14 protein-coding genes and 1 other RNA gene are annotated in these 16,224 nt (G+C 56.5%); 5 read left to right on the top strand and 10 right to left on the bottom strand.

Going from position 1 to position 16,224, the window contains the following annotated elements; translation table 11 throughout:
* Window positions 1-35: 35 nt before the first annotated feature.
* Window positions 36-755 (top strand): MurR/RpiR family transcriptional regulator, encoded by a 720-nt coding sequence (locus tag PU624_RS07580; protein WP_283547155.1) that lies wholly within the window; start codon window positions 36-38, stop codon window positions 753-755.
* Between the two features lie 115 nt (window positions 756-870).
* On the top strand, window positions 871-2,310 hold the full coding sequence (locus PU624_RS07575; RefSeq protein WP_283547154.1) for a 6-phospho-beta-glucosidase: 1,440 nt from the start codon (window positions 871-873) through the stop codon (window positions 2,308-2,310).
* Window positions 2,311-2,338: 28 nt separating this feature from the next.
* Here the strand turns inward: PU624_RS07575 and PU624_RS07570 are convergent, their stop codons facing one another.
* The 8 genes from PU624_RS07570 to PU624_RS07535 all read right to left on the bottom strand — a co-directional run bounded on the left by PU624_RS07570 (window position 2,339) and on the right by PU624_RS07535 (window position 12,381).
* Entirely contained in the window at window positions 2,339-3,082 is a 744-nt protein-coding gene (locus PU624_RS07570) for an SDR family oxidoreductase (RefSeq protein ID WP_283547153.1), read from the bottom strand.
* A gap of 66 nt (window positions 3,083-3,148) precedes the next feature.
* A complete protein-coding gene (gcvP, locus tag PU624_RS07565; RefSeq protein ID WP_283547152.1) occupies window positions 3,149-6,022 on the bottom strand; it encodes an aminomethyl-transferring glycine dehydrogenase in 2,874 nt (957 codons plus the stop codon).
* A gap of 80 nt (window positions 6,023-6,102) precedes the next feature.
* Entirely contained in the window at window positions 6,103-6,489 is a 387-nt protein-coding gene (gene gcvH / locus PU624_RS07560; RefSeq protein ID WP_283547151.1) for a glycine cleavage system protein GcvH, read from the bottom strand.
* Window positions 6,490-6,512: 23 nt separating this feature from the next.
* On the bottom strand, window positions 6,513-7,610 hold the full coding sequence (gene gcvT, locus PU624_RS07555) for a glycine cleavage system aminomethyltransferase GcvT (protein ID WP_283547150.1): 1,098 nt from the start codon (window positions 7,608-7,610) through the stop codon (window positions 6,513-6,515).
* A 432-nt stretch (window positions 7,611-8,042) separates the two neighbouring features.
* A complete protein-coding gene (gene ubiI, locus PU624_RS07550) occupies window positions 8,043-9,245 on the bottom strand; it encodes an FAD-dependent 2-octaprenylphenol hydroxylase (RefSeq protein ID WP_283547149.1) in 1,203 nt (400 codons plus the stop codon).
* A 13-nt stretch (window positions 9,246-9,258) separates the two neighbouring features.
* Complete coding sequence (gene ubiH / locus PU624_RS07545; protein WP_283547148.1) at window positions 9,259-10,437, bottom strand: 2-octaprenyl-6-methoxyphenyl hydroxylase; 1,179 nt, start codon at window positions 10,435-10,437, stop codon at window positions 9,259-9,261.
* A complete protein-coding gene (gene pepP, locus PU624_RS07540; RefSeq protein ID WP_283547147.1) occupies window positions 10,434-11,756 on the bottom strand; it encodes a Xaa-Pro aminopeptidase in 1,323 nt (440 codons plus the stop codon). The genes ubiH and pepP overlap by 4 nt, the downstream gene beginning before the upstream one ends.
* A 46-nt stretch (window positions 11,757-11,802) precedes the next feature.
* Window positions 11,803-12,381, bottom strand: a complete 579-nt coding sequence (locus PU624_RS07535; protein WP_283547146.1) for a YecA/YgfB family protein — start codon at window positions 12,379-12,381, stop codon at window positions 11,803-11,805.
* 170 nt (window positions 12,382-12,551) lie between these two features.
* Here PU624_RS07535 and zapA point away from each other — a divergent pair, with 170 nt between their 5' ends.
* The 3 genes from zapA to PU624_RS07520 all read left to right on the top strand — a co-directional run bounded on the left by zapA (window position 12,552) and on the right by PU624_RS07520 (window position 13,778).
* A complete protein-coding gene (gene zapA / locus PU624_RS07530) occupies window positions 12,552-12,881 on the top strand; it encodes a cell division protein ZapA (RefSeq protein ID WP_090965854.1) in 330 nt (109 codons plus the stop codon).
* 40 nt (window positions 12,882-12,921) lie between these two features.
* Window positions 12,922-13,104, top strand: a non-coding RNA gene (ssrS, locus tag PU624_RS07525) — 6S RNA.
* A 77-nt stretch (window positions 13,105-13,181) separates the two neighbouring features.
* Window positions 13,182-13,778, top strand: a complete 597-nt coding sequence (locus tag PU624_RS07520; RefSeq protein ID WP_283547145.1) for a 5-formyltetrahydrofolate cyclo-ligase — start codon at window positions 13,182-13,184, stop codon at window positions 13,776-13,778.
* Between the two features lie 137 nt (window positions 13,779-13,915).
* On the opposite strand, the gene serA is transcribed toward PU624_RS07520, so the two are convergent.
* Both serA and rpiA read right to left on the bottom strand, forming a co-directional pair.
* Window positions 13,916-15,154: a phosphoglycerate dehydrogenase gene (gene serA, locus PU624_RS07515; RefSeq protein ID WP_283547144.1), complete on the bottom strand. Its 1,239-nt coding sequence runs from the start codon at window positions 15,152-15,154 to the stop codon at window positions 13,916-13,918.
* A 279-nt stretch (window positions 15,155-15,433) separates the two neighbouring features.
* On the bottom strand, window positions 15,434-16,093 hold the full coding sequence (gene rpiA, locus PU624_RS07510) for a ribose-5-phosphate isomerase RpiA (protein ID WP_283547143.1): 660 nt from the start codon (window positions 16,091-16,093) through the stop codon (window positions 15,434-15,436).
* Window positions 16,094-16,224: the final 131 nt, after the last annotated feature.

The following is a 16,224-nucleotide window of genomic DNA, read 5'->3' as shown; positions in this document are numbered from 1 at the left end:
AACTGACCGCCGGTCAACTGTTCAATGAGTCATTCATGTTTTCGCATCGCGATCTCGCCCGCCTTAACGATCTGGAAATGCAGGTCTATCAGTTCATCATTAAGCACCGCGAAGGCGTCAGCTATATGACGATCCGCGAACTGGCTGAGCAGGCTGGTGTCTCCACTACCACCGTGTTGCGTTTCTGCCGCAAAATGGAGTGTGAAGGCTGGTCAGAATTCCGCATCCGCCTGCGCTTAAGCGAACAACAGAGTGCGCCGCTCCTCAACACGGCGGGCGTCAGCGAGATGCTGAGCTTTTTTAAGAGTATCAATAACCCGGAGTTTGAACAGCTCATCGCCCAGGCCGCGCTGAAAATTAATCAGGCGGAGCGGGTCTTCTTTATTGGCGTCGGCACCTCCGGCAGCCTGGCGAAATATGGCGCGCGCTTTTTCTCTAACCTCGGAAAATTCAGCCATGCGATTGACGACCCCTATTATCCGGTCAGTCCCGATCTCTATGAAAATGCCGTCGCCATTATTTTATCGGTCTCCGGCGAAACTGAAGAGATCCTGCGCATTGCCAGCCAGTTCAGCCTGAATAAGTGCAAAATCATTGCGATAACCAATACGGAAAGCTGCTCGCTGGCGAAGATTGGTGATTTCAATCTCTGCTATCATGTGCCGATTATCCGCATGGCGGACAATTCTGACATTACGACTCAGGTGCCGGTGACCTATATTATTGAAGCGATAGGCCGCCAGCTGGGGAAATAAAACAGCCTGTTTTCTGGATGTAACAAACGCAATTATTCGCGCGCTGTTATATCGTGACTTTGAATATTGCCTTGCTACACTCAGCTCAATTTCAATATCCGTAATGGGGTGAAGCATGAGTGCAGAATTGCAGTTACCAGAAGGCTTTCTTTGGGGCGGCGCGGTCGCGGCGCATCAGGTTGAAGGCGGCTGGGATCAGGGCGGCAAAGGCGTCAGCATTGCGGACGTGATGACTGGCGGTTCACATGGCGTTGACCGTGTCATTACCGACGGCGTGCAGCCAGGCCGCTTCTACCCGAACCACAAAGGCGTGGAGTTTTACTCCCACTATAAACAGGATGTCGCGCTGTTTGCCGAGATGGGCTTCAAATGCTTCCGCACCTCTATTGCCTGGACCCGCATCTTCCCCAACGGGGATGAGCAGCAGCCGAATGAAGCGGGCCTGCAATTCTATGACGATCTGTTTGATGAACTGCTGAAATATGGCATTGAACCGGTCATCACCCTTTCGCACTTCGAAATGCCTTATCACCTCGTCAAAGAGTATGGCGGCTGGCACAACCGTAAAGTGGTCGACTTCTTTGTGCGCTTCAGCGAAGTGGTGCTGAATCGCTATAAAAACAAAGTGAAGTACTGGATGACCTTTAACGAGATCAACAACCAGCGCAACTGGCAGTATCCGCTGTTTGGTTACTGCTGTTCAGGTGTGATCTTTACCGAACATGAGAAACCTGAACAGGCGATGTATCAGGTGATGCACCACCAGTTTGTTGCCAGCGCCAGAGTGGTGAAACTCGGTCACGACATCAATCCTGACTTACAGATTGGCTGCATGATCGCCATGGTGCCGATCTATGCGTTCTCCTGCCACCCGGACGATGTGGTGCTGGCGCAGGAATCGATGCATCAGCGCTATGTGTTCAGTGACGTGCAGATGCGCGGTTACTACCCGGCCTACACCCTGAAAGAGTGGGCGCGCAAAGGCTACGACATTCAGATGGAAGCGGATGATGCCGAGACGCTGCGCCAGGGCTGCGCAGACTATGTCGGTTTCAGCTACTACATGAGCAACGCCGTGAAGACCGATGCCAGCGGCGTTGACGACCCGATCACCGGCTTTGAAGGCGTGGTGAAAAACCCGCATGTGAAAGCCTCAGACTGGGGCTGGCAGATCGATCCGGTTGGCCTGCGCTATGCCATGAACGAGATGTATGAGCGTTATCAGAAGCCGCTGTTTATTGTGGAAAACGGCTTTGGTGCGATCGATAAGCCCAACGCTGACGGAGTGATTGAAGATGATTACCGCATCGACTATCTGCGTGCGCACATCGAAGAGATGAAGAAAGCCGTGGCGTATGATGGTGTGGATTTAATGGGCTATACGCCGTGGGGCTGCCTGGACTGCGTTTCGTTCACCACCGGCCAGTACGACAAGCGCTACGGCTTTATTCATGTGAATAAAAACGATGATGGCAGCGGCGATTTTTCTCGTGCGAAGAAGAAGAGCTTCAGCTGGTATCAGCAGGTTATCGCCAGCAACGGCGAAAACCTCTGATTCATCGAGCCGCATAGGCTGCGACCCGTCAACGCCCACCGGCAGCGTCAATGATGCTGCCGGTGATGTAAGAGGCCGCGTCGCTGGCCAGCCAGACAATAGCTTCAGCCACTTCTTCTGCCTCACCGCCACGTCCCATCGGGATCACGCTGGCCAGCCTGTCAACCCTGCCCGGCTCTCCACCATCAGCGTGCATCTCTGTATAGATGAATCCCGGACGTACGCCATTGACCCGAATCCCCTGCTGCGCCACTTCCAGCGACAAGCCTTTCGTCAGCGTATCCATCGCCCCTTTTGAGGCGGCGTAATCCACATATTCGCCGGGCGCACCGGTACGCGACGCGGCCGAGGAGACGTTTACAATCGCGCCACCCTGACCGCCGTGATGCGTGCCCATCCGCTTCACCGCCTCACGACAGCAGAGAAAAGAACCGATGACGTTGGTCGCAAAGACCTTTTGCAGGCGCGCCGCATCCAGTTGCTCGGTGCGGCATTGCTGAAACAGAATCCCGGCGTTATTCACCAGCAACGCCAGCGGCACAGACTGCTGGTCGAGCTGTGCAAACATCGCCATCACCTGGGCTTCATCACTGATATCCGCCTGAACCGCAAAGGCCTCGCCTCCCTGCTGCTGGATCTGCGCCACCAGCTGTTGCGCTTCGGCCTCGCGCTGACGATAGTTCACCGCAACCCGATAACCCCGGGCTGCCAGTAACAGCGACGTGGCCCGTCCGATACCGCGGCTGCCACCCGTAACCAGTGCCATTTTCATGCTGATTCTCCACAAAAAAGGGCCGGTGAAGCGGCCCTTTAACGTTAATGCTTGCCGGAAGGGCGCTTACTGATAGTCGCTCATCGGCACGCAGGAGCAGAACAGATTACGGTCGCCAAATACATCATCCAGACGTTTTACCGTCGGCCAGTATTTGTTGTGGCTCCCCGCCGGGAAGACCGCCAGTTCACGGCTGTAAGGATGTGACCACTCACTGACGATTTCCAGCTGGGTATGCGGCGCATTGACCAGTGGGTTGTCATCCAGCGGCCATTCGCCACCCGCTACCCGGTCAATCTCCATGCGGATCGCCAGCATCGCGTCGATAAAGCGATCGAGTTCGATTTTACTCTCTGACTCGGTCGGCTCCACCATCAGCGTACCTGCTACCGGGAAGGACATTGTCGGTGCATGGAATCCGTAATCGATCAGGCGCTTAGCGATATCCAGCTCACTGATACCGGTCTGCTCTTTCAGCGGACGGATATCGAGAATACATTCATGCGCCACGCGGCCGTCACGGCCAGTGTAGAGCACCGGATAGGCCGACTGCAGGCGGCTGGCAATGTAGTTGGCATTCAGAATCGCGACCGAACTGGCCTGTTTCAGTCCTTCGGCGCCCATCATGCGAATGTACATCCAGCTGATCGGCAGAATGGAGGCGCTGCCAAACGGCGCTGCGGAGACCGCGCCCTGCTGCGTCAGTACACCGTCGATCTGTACCACGCTGTGTCCCGGAACAAACGGGGCCAGGTGCGCTTTGACACCAATCGGTCCCATACCCGGACCGCCGCCGCCGTGCGGAATGCAGAAGGTTTTATGCAGATTGAGGTGCGATACATCTGCGCCGATATAACCTGGCGTGGTGATGCCGACCTGTGCATTCATGTTCGCGCCATCCAGATAAACCTGACCGCCGTACTGATGCACGATCTGGCACACTTCACGGATGGTCTCTTCATAGACGCCGTGAGTAGAAGGATAAGTCACCATGATGCAGGAGAGCTTATCGCCCGCCTGAGCCGCCTTTTCACGCAGGTCGCCGAGGTCGATGTTACCCTGTTTATCGCAGGCCACAACCACCACGTCCATACCCGCCATCTGGGCTGACGCCGGGTTCGTCCCGTGCGCCGAGCTCGGGATCAGGCAGAGGTGGCGATCGCCCTGACCACGGCTTTCGTGATAGCGGCGGATCGCCAGCAGCCCGGCATATTCACCCTGCGCGCCAGAGTTTGGCTGCATACAGAGTGCATCATAGCCGGTGAGCTGCACCAGCCACTGCGACAGCTGGCCGATCATCTGCAGATAACCGGTAGCCTGTTCAGCCGGGCAGAATGGATGCAGCTCCGCAAATTCCGGCCAGGTGATCGGGATCATCTCGGCGGCGGCATTCAGCTTCATGGTGCAGGAGCCCAGCGGGATCATTGCCTGATTCAGCGCCAGATCCTTTTTCTCCAGGCTGTGCATGTAACGCATCATCTCCGTTTCGCTGTGATGACGGTTGAACACCGGATGGGTCAGGATCTCGCTGTGGCGTTGCAGGCCAGCAGGAATTGCGTGGCTTTCGCTGGCGACGTCGCTGTCGAGCTTTTCCAGATCCTGGCCGTGATCCTCACCCAGCAGAATGGCGAACAGCGCCAGGATATCGTCGCGGCAGGTGGTTTCATCCAGCGTGATGCCGACGGCGTTATGGATGTCGCTGCGCAGGTTAACGCCAAAACTCAGGGCGCGGTTCAGCACGGCGGCTTTATCCGCCACTTCCACCGTCAGCGTATCGAACCAGTACTGATGACGCAGCTTCAGGCCACCCTGCTGCAGTCCGGCTGCCAGGATGCTGGTGAAGCGATGAATGCGTGAGGCAATGCGTTTCAGACCGGCCGGACCGTGGAACACCGCGTAGAGACCGGCGATGTTGGCCAGCAGCACCTGCGAAGTACAGATATTGGAGTTGGCCTTTTCACGACGGATATGTTGTTCACGGGTCTGCATCGCCATACGCAGCGCCGTGTTGCCCGCGGCATCACGAGACACACCGATGATGCGGCCAGGCATAGAGCGTTTATGCTCGTCGCGACTGGCGAAGAAGGCAGCGTGCGGGCCGCCGTACCCCATCGGCACACCGAAGCGCTGAGCGGAACCAAAGACGATGTCTGCGCCCTGCTTGCCTGGCGCTTCCAGTAACACCAGCGACATAAAGTCTGCCGCCATGCTGACCACGACTTTGCGTGCTTTCAGCCCGGCAATTAGCGCGCTGTAATCGTGCGCTTCACCGGTGGTACCCACCTGTTGCAGCAGCACACCAAAGAGATCGTCGTGATCGGATGCCTTATCGGCACTATCAATGATCAGTTCGAAGCCAAACGTCTCCGCGCGGGTACGAACCACATCCAGCGTCTGGGGATGAATATCATTGGCAATGAAGAATTTATGGGCGTTTTTGAGCTTGCTGACGCGCTTTGCCATCGCCATCGCTTCGGCAGCGGCAGTGGCTTCATCCAGCAGGGAGGCAGATGCGATATCCATGCCGGTAAGATCCAGCGTCAGCTGCTGGAAGTTCAGCAGCGCTTCCAGACGGCCCTGTGAAACTTCAGGCTGATACGGCGTATAGGCAGTGTACCAGCCCGGGTTCTCCAGCATGTTACGCAGGATGACCGGCGGGGTGATGACCGCGCTGTATCCCATACCAATCCAGGATTTATAACGCAGGTTCTGGCTGGCAATGGCTTTCAGTTCGGCCAGCGCCTGCTGTTCAGTGGCGGCTTCGCCAACGGCTGGCGGCCCCGGCAACTGAATATCTGCCGGCACAATGGTGCTGATTAGCGCGTCCAGCGAACGGGCACCAATCGCGTCAAGCATCTGCGCCTGCTGCTCAGGTGATGGACCGATATGGCGCTCAATGAATGCACCGTTGTGTTCAAGCTGGCTGAGAGTCTGAGTCATTAGCAGTAAATCCTGAATCGGGCTGGGGGAACCGGAGAGCAAACAGAAATCTGCGGCCTCTGCACGAGGCCGCCTGACGACTACTCGTCGATGGAAGCCTTATAAGCATCCGCGTCCAGCAGCGAGTCGAGTTCAGACGCGTCGCTGGCTTTGATTTTGAATAACCAGCCGCCGTCATAAGGCTCGCTGTTGACCTGCTCCGGTGAGTCAGTCAGTGCTTCGTTAACCGCCACAATCTCACCGCTGATGGGTGCATAGATATCAGAAGCCGCTTTAACGGATTCTGCGACCGCGCACTCTTCACCCGCGGCAAAGGTCGCGCCCACTTCCGGCAGATCGACAAACACCATGTCGCCCAGTAACTCCTGCGCATGTTCAGTAATACCCACGGTGTAGCTGCCATCCGCTTCTTTGCGCACCCATTCGTGGCTGTCGCGGTACTTCAACGTATTCGGCACATTGCTCATTGGCCATTTCTCCTGAATAAAATTTACTGGGCGACCGGTTTACCGGCGCGGACAAAAACGGGACGGGTAACCTGGACAGGCATCTGGCGGTTACGGATCTCAACGATGGCGGTGCTCCCGACGGAGGCCGGTACGCGCGCCAGGGCGATGCTGCAACCCAGCGTCGGTGAGAAAGAACCACTGGTGATGATCCCCTCCTGCGACTGCCCCTGGTCATCGGTGAAACGCACCGGCTGGCCGTGACGCAGCACCCCTTTTTCTGTGAGGATCAGCCCCACCAGTTTTTCGGTGCCACGTTCACGCTGAAGTTCCAGCGCTTCCCGGCCGATGAAATCGCGGTCAGCGGGTTCCCAGCACACCGTCCAGCCCATGTTGGCAGCCAGTGGTGAAACGCCTTCGTCCATCTCCTGACCATACAGATTCATACCCGCTTCCAGACGCAGCGTGTCGCGAGCACCAAGGCCAGCCGGTTTTACGCCAGCGGCCAGCAGACGCTGCCAGAAATCGGCCGCCTCGCCTGCGGGCATCGCGATTTCATATCCCGCTTCGCCGGTGTAGCCGGTGGTCGCGATAAACAGGTCACCTGACTGCACACCAAAAAACGGCTTCATGCCAGCAACAGCCTGACGCTGCTCCTCGCTGAACAGCGTCTGCGCTTTCTGCTGCGCCTGCGGGCCCTGCACGGCAATCAGCGCCAGGTCATCGCGTTCCGTCAGCGTAATGCCATAGCCCTGCGCGTGCTGCGTGATCCAGGCGAGATCGTTTTCACGGGTCGCGGAATTCACCACCAGCCGGAAGAATTCCTCGCTCATAAAGTAAACAATCAAATCATCAATGACGCCACCCGACGCATTCAGCATTCCGGTGTAGAGCGCTTTGCCCGGCTGCGTCAGTTTTGCCACATCATTCGCCAGCAGGTAGCGCAGAAATTCGCGGGTACGCGGGCCTGTCAGGTCAACGATGGTCATGTGAGAGACATCAAACATCCCGGCGTCGGTACGCACTACATGATGTTCATCCATCTGGGAGCCATAGTGCAGCGGCATCATCCAGCCATGAAAATCCACCATGCGGGCACCGCAGGCCTGATGCTGTTCAAACAGAGGTGTTTGCTGAGTCATAACCATCCTGTGCAGAAGCGAGTGAGTGCAAAAGTGCGCCGGAATTCAGTGCCGACGCAAACGTTCTCTTAGGGCTGACGTTACCACCGAATCCGACGATTAACCATAAGCAAACCGGGGTCGAAAGCAGAGGCACAGCCTAACCAGGAACCGCGGCCAACAGGATAAAAAACTGCAATTTTGTGATTAATCGCGCAATAAATGCAGGGCTTTTAAATATACGCAGCAAATTTATGCGAGATGACGTTCAGGATGTTAAAAAAATCCCGCTGCCAGATGAATGATAAATGAGAAAAAGTAATGCGAATTACGCCGCAAAATTAGAATAAATCAAACGAAGATCCCTGCTGGTGCAGCGTTGCCTTTTCGTGGTGCAGAGAGGTTCAGATATAAAAAAAGCCAGCAGACGCTGGCTTATTAAAAGGCGGGGATTTAGCGTAGCCAGGCGGGCAAATCATTCAGCCCCATCGCCTGCTTCAGCATCACAGGTTTAACCCCTGGCAGGCGATCGGCCAGCTTCAGACCGACATCGCGCAGCAGTTTTTTCGCCGGATGATTACCGGCAAACATTTCACGGAAGCCCTGCATTCCAGCCAGCATCATCGCGGCGCTGTGTTTACGACTGCGCTCGTAGCGACGCAGATAGAGGTGCTGACCAATATCTTTGCCCTGCTGATGCAGACGGCGAATCTCACCAATCAATTCGGCGGCATCCATAAAGCCAAGGTTAACGCCCTGACCCGCCAGCGGATGAATGGTGTGAGCCGCATCGCCCACCAGCGCCAGACGATGTGCCGCAAAGTTGCGGGCATAGCGCGCCACCAGCGGGAACGATTTACGCTCGCTCGCCAGCTGGCACAGGCCGAGACGCATATCAAACGCCACGGAGAGCTGCTGATTGAACAGCGCTTCCGGCATGGTTTCCAGACGGCTCGCTTCCTGCGGCGAGAGCGACCAGACGATAGAGCTCATATGCGGATCCTGCATTGGCAGGAAAGCCAGAATACCGTCGCCGTGGAACACCTGGCGCGCCACCGCATCGTGCGGCTTCTCGGTGCGGACGTTAGCCACCAGGGCATGGTGATCGTAATCCCAGAAGGTCAGCGGGATGTCGGCTTTGTTGCGCAGCCAGGAGTTAGCGCCGTCAGCGGCAATCATTAATCGCGCGCTTAACATGCTGCCATCGTGCAGGGTAACAAAGGCTTCGTTGTCACCAAACGCCACCTGTTGTAACTGCGAGGGCGCCATTATCGTCACGTCACTGCAGGCGCTGGCCCGTTGCCACAGCGCATTGTGAATCACCGGGTTTTCGATGATATGACCCAGATGCGACAAGCCCTGCTGCTCATCATTAAAGGCGATAGAGCCGAAGCTGTCCTTATCCCACACTTCCATGCCGTGATACGCGCTGCAGCGCAGCGAGAGAATGGTCGACCAGACATCCAGCTTCTGCAGCAGCCGTTCGCTGGCGGCGTTGATCGCCGACACGCGAATTGACGGAGACGCACTCAGCGCCAGCGGGGGCTCCGGCGATTTTTCCAGCACGGCGATGCGCAGTCCGCTGCCCTGCAAGCCGCAGGCCACCGCCAGCCCCACCATACCGCCACCGGCAATCACCACATCAAAAGTTTGCATCTGAGCCTCTTTATTAACGCTTAACCCAGCCAAGCGTACGCTCAGCCAGTTGATTTCGTAGCCACGGCAGATGATCCATCGCCAGCAGGCCCAGGTTACGACCGGCCACCATTGGACCATAGCGATTCGCAAAAACGCGGACCAGTCCGTCGGTGATACCGATAGTGGCGGCACGATCGGGCTGACGACGCTGCTGGTAATGATGCAGCACGGCATAGCTGCCGGGATCCTGCTGTTGACGATGCGCGGCTGCCAGCGTTTCAGCCAGCGACATCACATCGCGCAGGCCCAGGTTGAAGCCCTGCCCGGCAATCGGATGCAGCGTCTGCGCCGCATTGCCTACCACCGCCACGCGATGCGTTACCGGCGACATCGCCCGGTGCAGCGCCAGCGGGTAATACTCGCGCTGGCCGGTGTGGGTGAATTTGCCCAGTCGCCAGCCAAAGGCACGCTGAAGCTGGCTGAGGAACTCGGCCTCGCTCCATTTCTCTATACGTTCACGCTGCGAAAGCGGATGACACCAGACCAGCGAGAGACGGTTGCCGGACATCGGCAGCAGCGCCAGCGGGCCATGTTCGGTGAAACGCTCGAACGCGCGGCCCTGATGGGGCAGCGCAGTGGAGACATTGGCAATCACCGCGAGCTGCTGATAGTCGTCCCGTTGCCACTGAATACCGCACGAGGCGGCCAGCGCCGAGCGCGTGCCATCAGCCGCCACCAGCAGTTTGCCGCTGAGTTGCTCGCCACTGTCCAGCGTCACCTCAACCTGCTGTTCGCTACGGTGGGCCCGGGTGACGCGCGCCGGACAGCGCAGCGTCACGCCTGGCGCTTTTTTCAGTTCCGCAAACAGACGCTGCCCGACGTCAAACAGCTCCACAACCTGTCCCAGCGCCGGGATAGCGTAATCAGCCGCTGCCATCGACACAAAGCCGGCGTGACCGCGATCGGAGACATGGATGTCGGTAATCGGCGTGGCACAACGGGCGATGTGCTGCCACAGGTTGATGTCCGCCAGCTGCTGGCAGGTTCCGGCAGAGAGCGCAATGGCGCGGCCATCAAAGCCCGGATGCGCCCGGCTGCCAGGTTCGCTGCTTTCAATCAGCGTCACCGGCAGTGTGCCCTGGGTAAGATGGGAGATCGCCAGCGCCAGCGTCGCCCCGGTCATGCCGCCACCCGCAATCAGAATGGTCATGCCTGTTTTGCCGCCGCCATCAGTGCTTCAATCTCATCGGCCTCTTTCACGACGCTGTCGGTGAGATTCTCAATGCCATCTTCCGTAATCACAATGTCATCTTCGATTCGGATACCGATGCCGCGATACTGTGCGGGCACGTCCGCATCCGGTCCGATATAAAGACCCGGTTCAACAGTTAACACCATACCCGGTTCCAGAATCCGGTCACGGCTCGGGGTGCCATAGTGGCCGACGTCGTGAACATCCAGCCCTAGCCAGTGGCCCAGGCCATGCATATAGAACTGGCGATGGACTTCCTCAGCAATCAGGGTATCGACGTCGCCCTCCAGGATGCCCAGCTCCACCAGACCGGTGACCATGATGCGCACCACTTCGTCATTGACTTCACGAATGCTGACACCAGGCCGGAACATCTCAAGCGATCGCTTCAGCGAAGCCAGCACGATGTCATAAATGGCGCGCTGTGCCGGACTGAATTTGCCGTTAACCGGGAAGGTGCGGGTAATATCCCCGGCATAGCCGTGGAACTCACACCCTGCATCGATCAGCACCAGATCGCCGTCGCGCATTTCACTTTCGTTTTCGGTGTAGTGCAGAATGCAGCCGTTCTCTCCGGCACCCACAATGGTGTTATAGGAGGGATAACGCGCGCCGTGACGGGTAAATTCGTGAAGAATTTCCCCTTCGAGCTGATACTCGAACATGCCTGGCTGGCAGGTCAGCATCGCGCGGGTATGCGCCAGTGCGCTGATTTTCCCGGCGCGACGTAATAGCGCGATCTCATCCGCATCTTTGAACAGGCGCATCTCATGCACCCACGGACGCCAGTCAGTGACGGTGGCAGGCGCGCTGAGATTCTGGCGGAAACCGCGACGCAGTTTATCCAGCGCGCTGAACACCAGCGTATCCGCATAGGCATATTCGCCCTGCGCATGGTAAATCACATCCAGGCCATTCAGCAGCAGGTGCAGCTGTTCACCGATGTCGTTCCAGGGTAAAGCGCGATCCACGCCCAGTTTTTCGGGTGCGGCTTCCTGGCCCAGCCGACGACCAGACCAGACTTCCGCTGCAGGATCACGCACGCGGTTAAACAGCACGCTGTGGTTATGATTTTCATCGCTTTTAATCAGCACCAGCAGCGCCTGCGGCTCATTAAAACCGGTGAAATAGCTGAAGTCGCTGCTCTGGCGGAACGGATATTCCGTGTCATTACTGCGCGTCACTTCAGGCGCAGCAAAAATCAACGCTGCGCTGCCAGGCGCCATTTTCGCCAGCAGCGCCTGACGACGCTGCAGGTATCGTTCCAGTGAAATCATCTCTGCACTCCCTGTAAACTGACCGGTTAAACTCGTTGACCTGAAATTAGTGTAGCGTTGGTTTTTGCACTTCTGGCGCGGTTGGCTGCGGACGGGTGAACGTATCGTGGCACAGCAATGCGGCGACACGCACATACTCGATCACCTCTTCCAGCGACTGCTCCAGCTCTTCCTGGTCTTCATCTTCTTCGTAACCGAGCTGTGCGATGGTGCGCAGATCATCGATTGCTTCGCCGGTTTCGCCGGTGACTTTATCCAGTTTAGGTTGTGTTACGCCCAGGCCGAGCAGAAAATGGTTAACCCATCCGGCCAGCGCATCCGCACGGTCAAAGACGGTGATGTCGTCATCCTCAGGCAGCATTAGCTGAAACAGGAAGCCGTCATCTTCCAGCGTGGTGGCCGTGTGCTCATGCAGCGCCGCCAGCGGCACGGCAAGAGTGTGTGAAAACGCCATGCCTTCGTTAGCCAGATCGTGTACCAGCGTCTTCCAGCTGGAGTCCTGGTTACCGCCGCAGAGGATCCCGCTCAGCAGGCCGTGCATTTCAGCGGGCGTCATTCCAACGCCCTGCTGTGAGAGCACCGCCGCAAGCGCGTTGTAATCGGGGGTTGCGTTCTGTAAGGACATAAGTTTTCATCGTCGTTGGCAGAATAAGTTCGTGTTATGCTACCACTAGCTGCCTCAAGGTTTCCAGAAAAGGGGTTGTATCTTATTTCGTGGGTCTATATAGTTGCCCGCCTCCCAAGCCATTGACTGCTAAGGGAGTTGCGAGCGAAGTAATCAGTCAGGAAGGTGGCATGTCTGCACAACCGGTAGATTTACAAATTTTTGGTCGTTCGTTGAGAGTGAATTGTCCGCCAGAGCAGCAAGATGCGCTCAATAGCGCGGCTGAAGATCTCAATCAACGGTTGCAAGATCTAAAAGTTCGCACTAGAGTCACCAATACAGAACAACTGGTGTTCATCGCCGCGTTAAACGTCTGCCACGAGCTGGCGCAAGAGAAAGTGAAAACGCGCGATTATGCTGCTAATATGGAACAGCGTATCCGTATGCTGCAGCAGACGATTGAACAGGCATTAGTTGAGCAGGGTCGTATCTCTGATCGTGAGGGTGCGAAGTTCGAATAAAACTTCATGGTTGCTATACTTTAAGTAACGGTGAGGTAAATTTTCTCTGAGATGTTTGCATGTGGGCCAGTCCCCTGAGCCGATATTTCGAAAAAACAGAATGTGACGCTCGTAACCTGTGTGCATGCTCGGTTCGTCCGAGAAGCCTGATGGTTATGACGGCATGTTCACCTTGAACCAAGGGTTCAAGGGTTACAGCCTACGGCGGCATCTCGGAGATCTCTCTTCCTGTAGTCCTGCTTTCTTCCCCATACCGACATGTTATAGTCGCTGTTCAGCGACTTATCCGGCGGGGAAATCATGTCTGAACATCCTTCAATGATACAGCGTCAGGTTATCCGTCAGCAGGTACGCCATCTGCGTCGTGCAATGAGTGATGAGCAGCAGGCCCAGGCGGCCGAACAACTCGCTGAACTCGCCCTTAACTACGCTCCGATTACTGCCGCGCGCAATATTGCCCTGTTTCTGTCGGTGGATGGTGAGCTAAATACCCGTCCGCTGATTGCCAGGCTCTGGCATCTGAAGAAGGCGGTCTATCTGCCGGTCTTACACCCCTTCTCGCCCGGTAATTTACTGTTCCTGCGCTACTCCCCCGATACCCCATTGCATACCAATAAACTGCGCATTCCTGAACCGCCGCTGGATATCCGGCAGTTGATCACGCTTGATCAGCTGGATCTGATGATGGTGCCGCTGGTGGCGTTTGATCAGGATGGGCAGCGACTGGGGATGGGTGGAGGCTTCTACGATCGCACCCTGCAGAACTGGCGGCAGCACGGCTTTTTGCCCGTCGGTCTGGCACACGATTGTCAGCAGGTCGATAGCCTGCCGGTTGCAGAATGGGATGTGCCTTTGCCAGCGGTGATGACGCCGTCAAAGCTCTGGCAGTGGGAGTAGAAGAAGCACTGTTACGGGATTTCAGACGGCTTAAACCCATATGTTCTCTTCGCAGTCCCGGTCTTAAAGCAAATCGGGACAGCCTGTATTAACTACCTGAAGAGACGCGACTAAGCGCCTCTTCAGGTTGGTAGCGCTTAGTAAAGCAGACGCGCGCGGATAGTTCCCGGAATCGCCTTCATCAGCTGCAACGCGTTCTCTGCCACTTCTGGCTCTGCATCAATGTCGATAACCACATAACCCATAAACGGCGAGGTTTGCAGATACTGCGCGGCGATGTTGATGCCCTGCTCTGCGAAAATCTGGTTAATCGCCGTCAGCACGCCTGGACGGTTTTCATGGATATGCAGCAGACGACTGGCGCTGATGCCGTGAATCGGCAGTGAGACTTCCGGGAAGTTCACCGCTGAGAGAGTCGAGCCGTTATCGGAATATTTCGCCAGCTTGCCCGCCACTTCAATCCCGATGTTCTCCTGCGCTTCTTCCGTCGAACCGCCAATGTGCGGCGTCAGGATCACGTTGTCGAACTCACTCAGTGGAGAGATAAACGGCTCGCTGTTGGTGGCTGGCTCAGTCGGGAAGACGTCGATGGCTGCGCCGCCCACATGCTTGCTGGCCAGCGCTTCACACAGCGCGGGAATATCTACGACTGTACCGCGCGAGGCGTTAATCAGCAGCGCGCCAGGTTTCATCTGCGCCAGCTGCTCTGCACCGATCATATCCTGCGTAGAGGCGGTTTCCGGTACGTGCAGGCTGACAACGTCGCTCATGTTAAGCAAATCCGCCATATGGCGTACCTGCGTGGCATTACCCAGCGGCAGTTTGTTTTCAATGTCATAGAAGAACACATGCATGCCCAGGCTTTCTGCCAGCACGCCCAGCTGCATGCCGATATGACCGTAACCGATGATACCCAGCTTTTTGCCACGCGCTTCAAATGAACCTTTAGCAATCTTGTTCCAGATACCACGGTGCGCTTTCGCATTCGCTTCCGGGATGCCACGCAGCATCAGCAGCATCTCACCAATCACCAGTTCCGCAACCGAGCGGGTATTGGAGAAGGGGGCATTAAACACCGGAATACCCCGGCTGGCAGCGGCCTGCAGATCGACCTGGTTGGTGCCGATACAGAAACAGCCAACGGCGACCAGCTTTTCAGCCGCCGCAAAAATCTCTTCAGTGAGCTGGGAGCGGGAACGGATACCAATGAAGTGCGCATCGCGGATTGATGCTTTTAACGCGTCGGAGTCCAGTGCGCCCTTGTGGAATTCGATGTTGGTATAGCCTGCAGCCCGCAGGTTTTCCAGCGCGCTCTGATGGACACCTTCCACCAGCAGGAACTTAATCTTATCTTTTTCCAGTGATACCTTTGCCATTTCCCGATCCTATTCAGCATTCAATGAGGACTACCATAAGCCAGCCTTCTGTCAAAATATCAAAAAAATCGCGTCCGGCAATACAAACGATTGCCCGGCAGCCAGCCCGGCAACAGCTGACAGCCGCACATTGCCGGACAAAATCATGAGGTCAGCGAAGATGAGAGAACGAACCCACTGCCGATGACGCTTATGTGACATAAGTCACCAAATTTCACCGGCGCGAGAAAAGATGATTTGCGGGCAGAAATAACCGGCGCCCTGACGACGCCAGACAGATCATTTTTTGATGGTTTTCACACCATCTGGCCCGCCAATCAGCGCGATATCGGCACCACGCGCGGCAAAAAGCCCTACGGTGACGACGCCAGGCAAGGCGTTGATGGTTTTTTCCAGCTCAATCGGATCGAGAATCTGCAGATTATGCACATCGAGAATAATGTTGCCGTTATCTGTGACCACGTTCTGACGATACTCAGGTAAGCCGCCTATTTTCACCAGCTGACGCGCCACGTAACTGCGCGCCATCGGGATCACTTCAACCGGCAGCGGGAAACGGCCCAGCACATCCACCTCTTTTGAGGCGTCAGCGATACAGATAAAGGTCTCAGCCACTGCAGCCACAATCTTTTCACGCGTCAGCGCTGCGCCGCCGCCTTTGATCATCTGCATCTGCGGGTTGATCTCATCCGCACCATCAACGTACACCGACAGCACGTCAATCTCGTTCAGATCGAACACCTGAATGCCCAGGCTTTTCAGCTTCTGGGTGGAGGCATCTGAGCTGGAGACGGCACCGTCGATCTGATGCCTGACCGTGGCAAGCGCATCGATAAAGTGAGCAGCGGTAGATCCGGTGCCTACGCCAACAATGGTGCCCGGCTGCACGTACTCAAGTGCAGCCCAGCCAACGGCTTTTTTCAGTTCATCCTGGGTCATGGTATGTTTAAAACCTGTGCGACAACGAAGTGCGCGTAGTATAAAACAAGGCTTGCTGAAAATGCTCGGCTGACCGACGTGGATTTATCGCTTTGGAAGCCAGCCCACAAAAAACAAGAGAGCCATCACAG

The sequence above is a fragment of the Pantoea sp. Lij88 genome (genome assembly GCF_030062155.1).
Taxonomy (GTDB): Bacteria; Pseudomonadota; Gammaproteobacteria; order Enterobacterales; family Enterobacteriaceae; genus Pantoea.
This window is presented reverse-complemented; position numbering and strand designations above follow the sequence as displayed.

Excerpts from the sequence above, each read along its gene's own strand:
- PU624_RS07580 (WP_283547155.1), top strand. The coding sequence starts at position 36 with ATGTTTTCGCATCGCGATCTCGCCCGCCTTAACGATCTGGAAATGCAG.
- PU624_RS07575 (WP_283547154.1), top strand. The coding sequence starts at position 871 with ATGAGTGCAGAATTGCAGTTACCAGAAGGCTTTCTTTGGGGCGGCGCG.
- PU624_RS07570 (WP_283547153.1), bottom strand. The coding sequence starts at position 3,082 with ATGAAAATGGCACTGGTTACGGGTGGCAGCCGCGGTATCGGACGGGCC.
- gcvP (WP_283547152.1), bottom strand. The coding sequence starts at position 6,022 with ATGACTCAGACTCTCAGCCAGCTTGAACACAACGGTGCATTCATTGAG.
- gcvH (WP_283547151.1), bottom strand. The coding sequence starts at position 6,489 with ATGAGCAATGTGCCGAATACGTTGAAGTACCGCGACAGCCACGAATGG.
- gcvT (WP_283547150.1), bottom strand. The coding sequence starts at position 7,610 with ATGACTCAGCAAACACCTCTGTTTGAACAGCATCAGGCCTGCGGTGCC.
- ubiI (WP_283547149.1), bottom strand. The coding sequence starts at position 9,245 with ATGCAAACTTTTGATGTGGTGATTGCCGGTGGCGGTATGGTGGGGCTG.
- ubiH (WP_283547148.1), bottom strand. The coding sequence starts at position 10,437 with ATGACCATTCTGATTGCGGGTGGCGGCATGACCGGGGCGACGCTGGCG.
- pepP (WP_283547147.1), bottom strand. The coding sequence starts at position 11,756 with ATGATTTCACTGGAACGATACCTGCAGCGTCGTCAGGCGCTGCTGGCG.
- PU624_RS07535 (WP_283547146.1), bottom strand. The coding sequence starts at position 12,381 with ATGTCCTTACAGAACGCAACCCCCGATTACAACGCGCTTGCGGCGGTG.
- zapA (WP_090965854.1), top strand. The coding sequence starts at position 12,552 with ATGTCTGCACAACCGGTAGATTTACAAATTTTTGGTCGTTCGTTGAGA.
- PU624_RS07520 (WP_283547145.1), top strand. The coding sequence starts at position 13,182 with ATGTCTGAACATCCTTCAATGATACAGCGTCAGGTTATCCGTCAGCAG.
- serA (WP_283547144.1), bottom strand. The coding sequence starts at position 15,154 with ATGGCAAAGGTATCACTGGAAAAAGATAAGATTAAGTTCCTGCTGGTG.
- rpiA (WP_283547143.1), bottom strand. The coding sequence starts at position 16,093 with ATGACCCAGGATGAACTGAAAAAAGCCGTTGGCTGGGCTGCACTTGAG.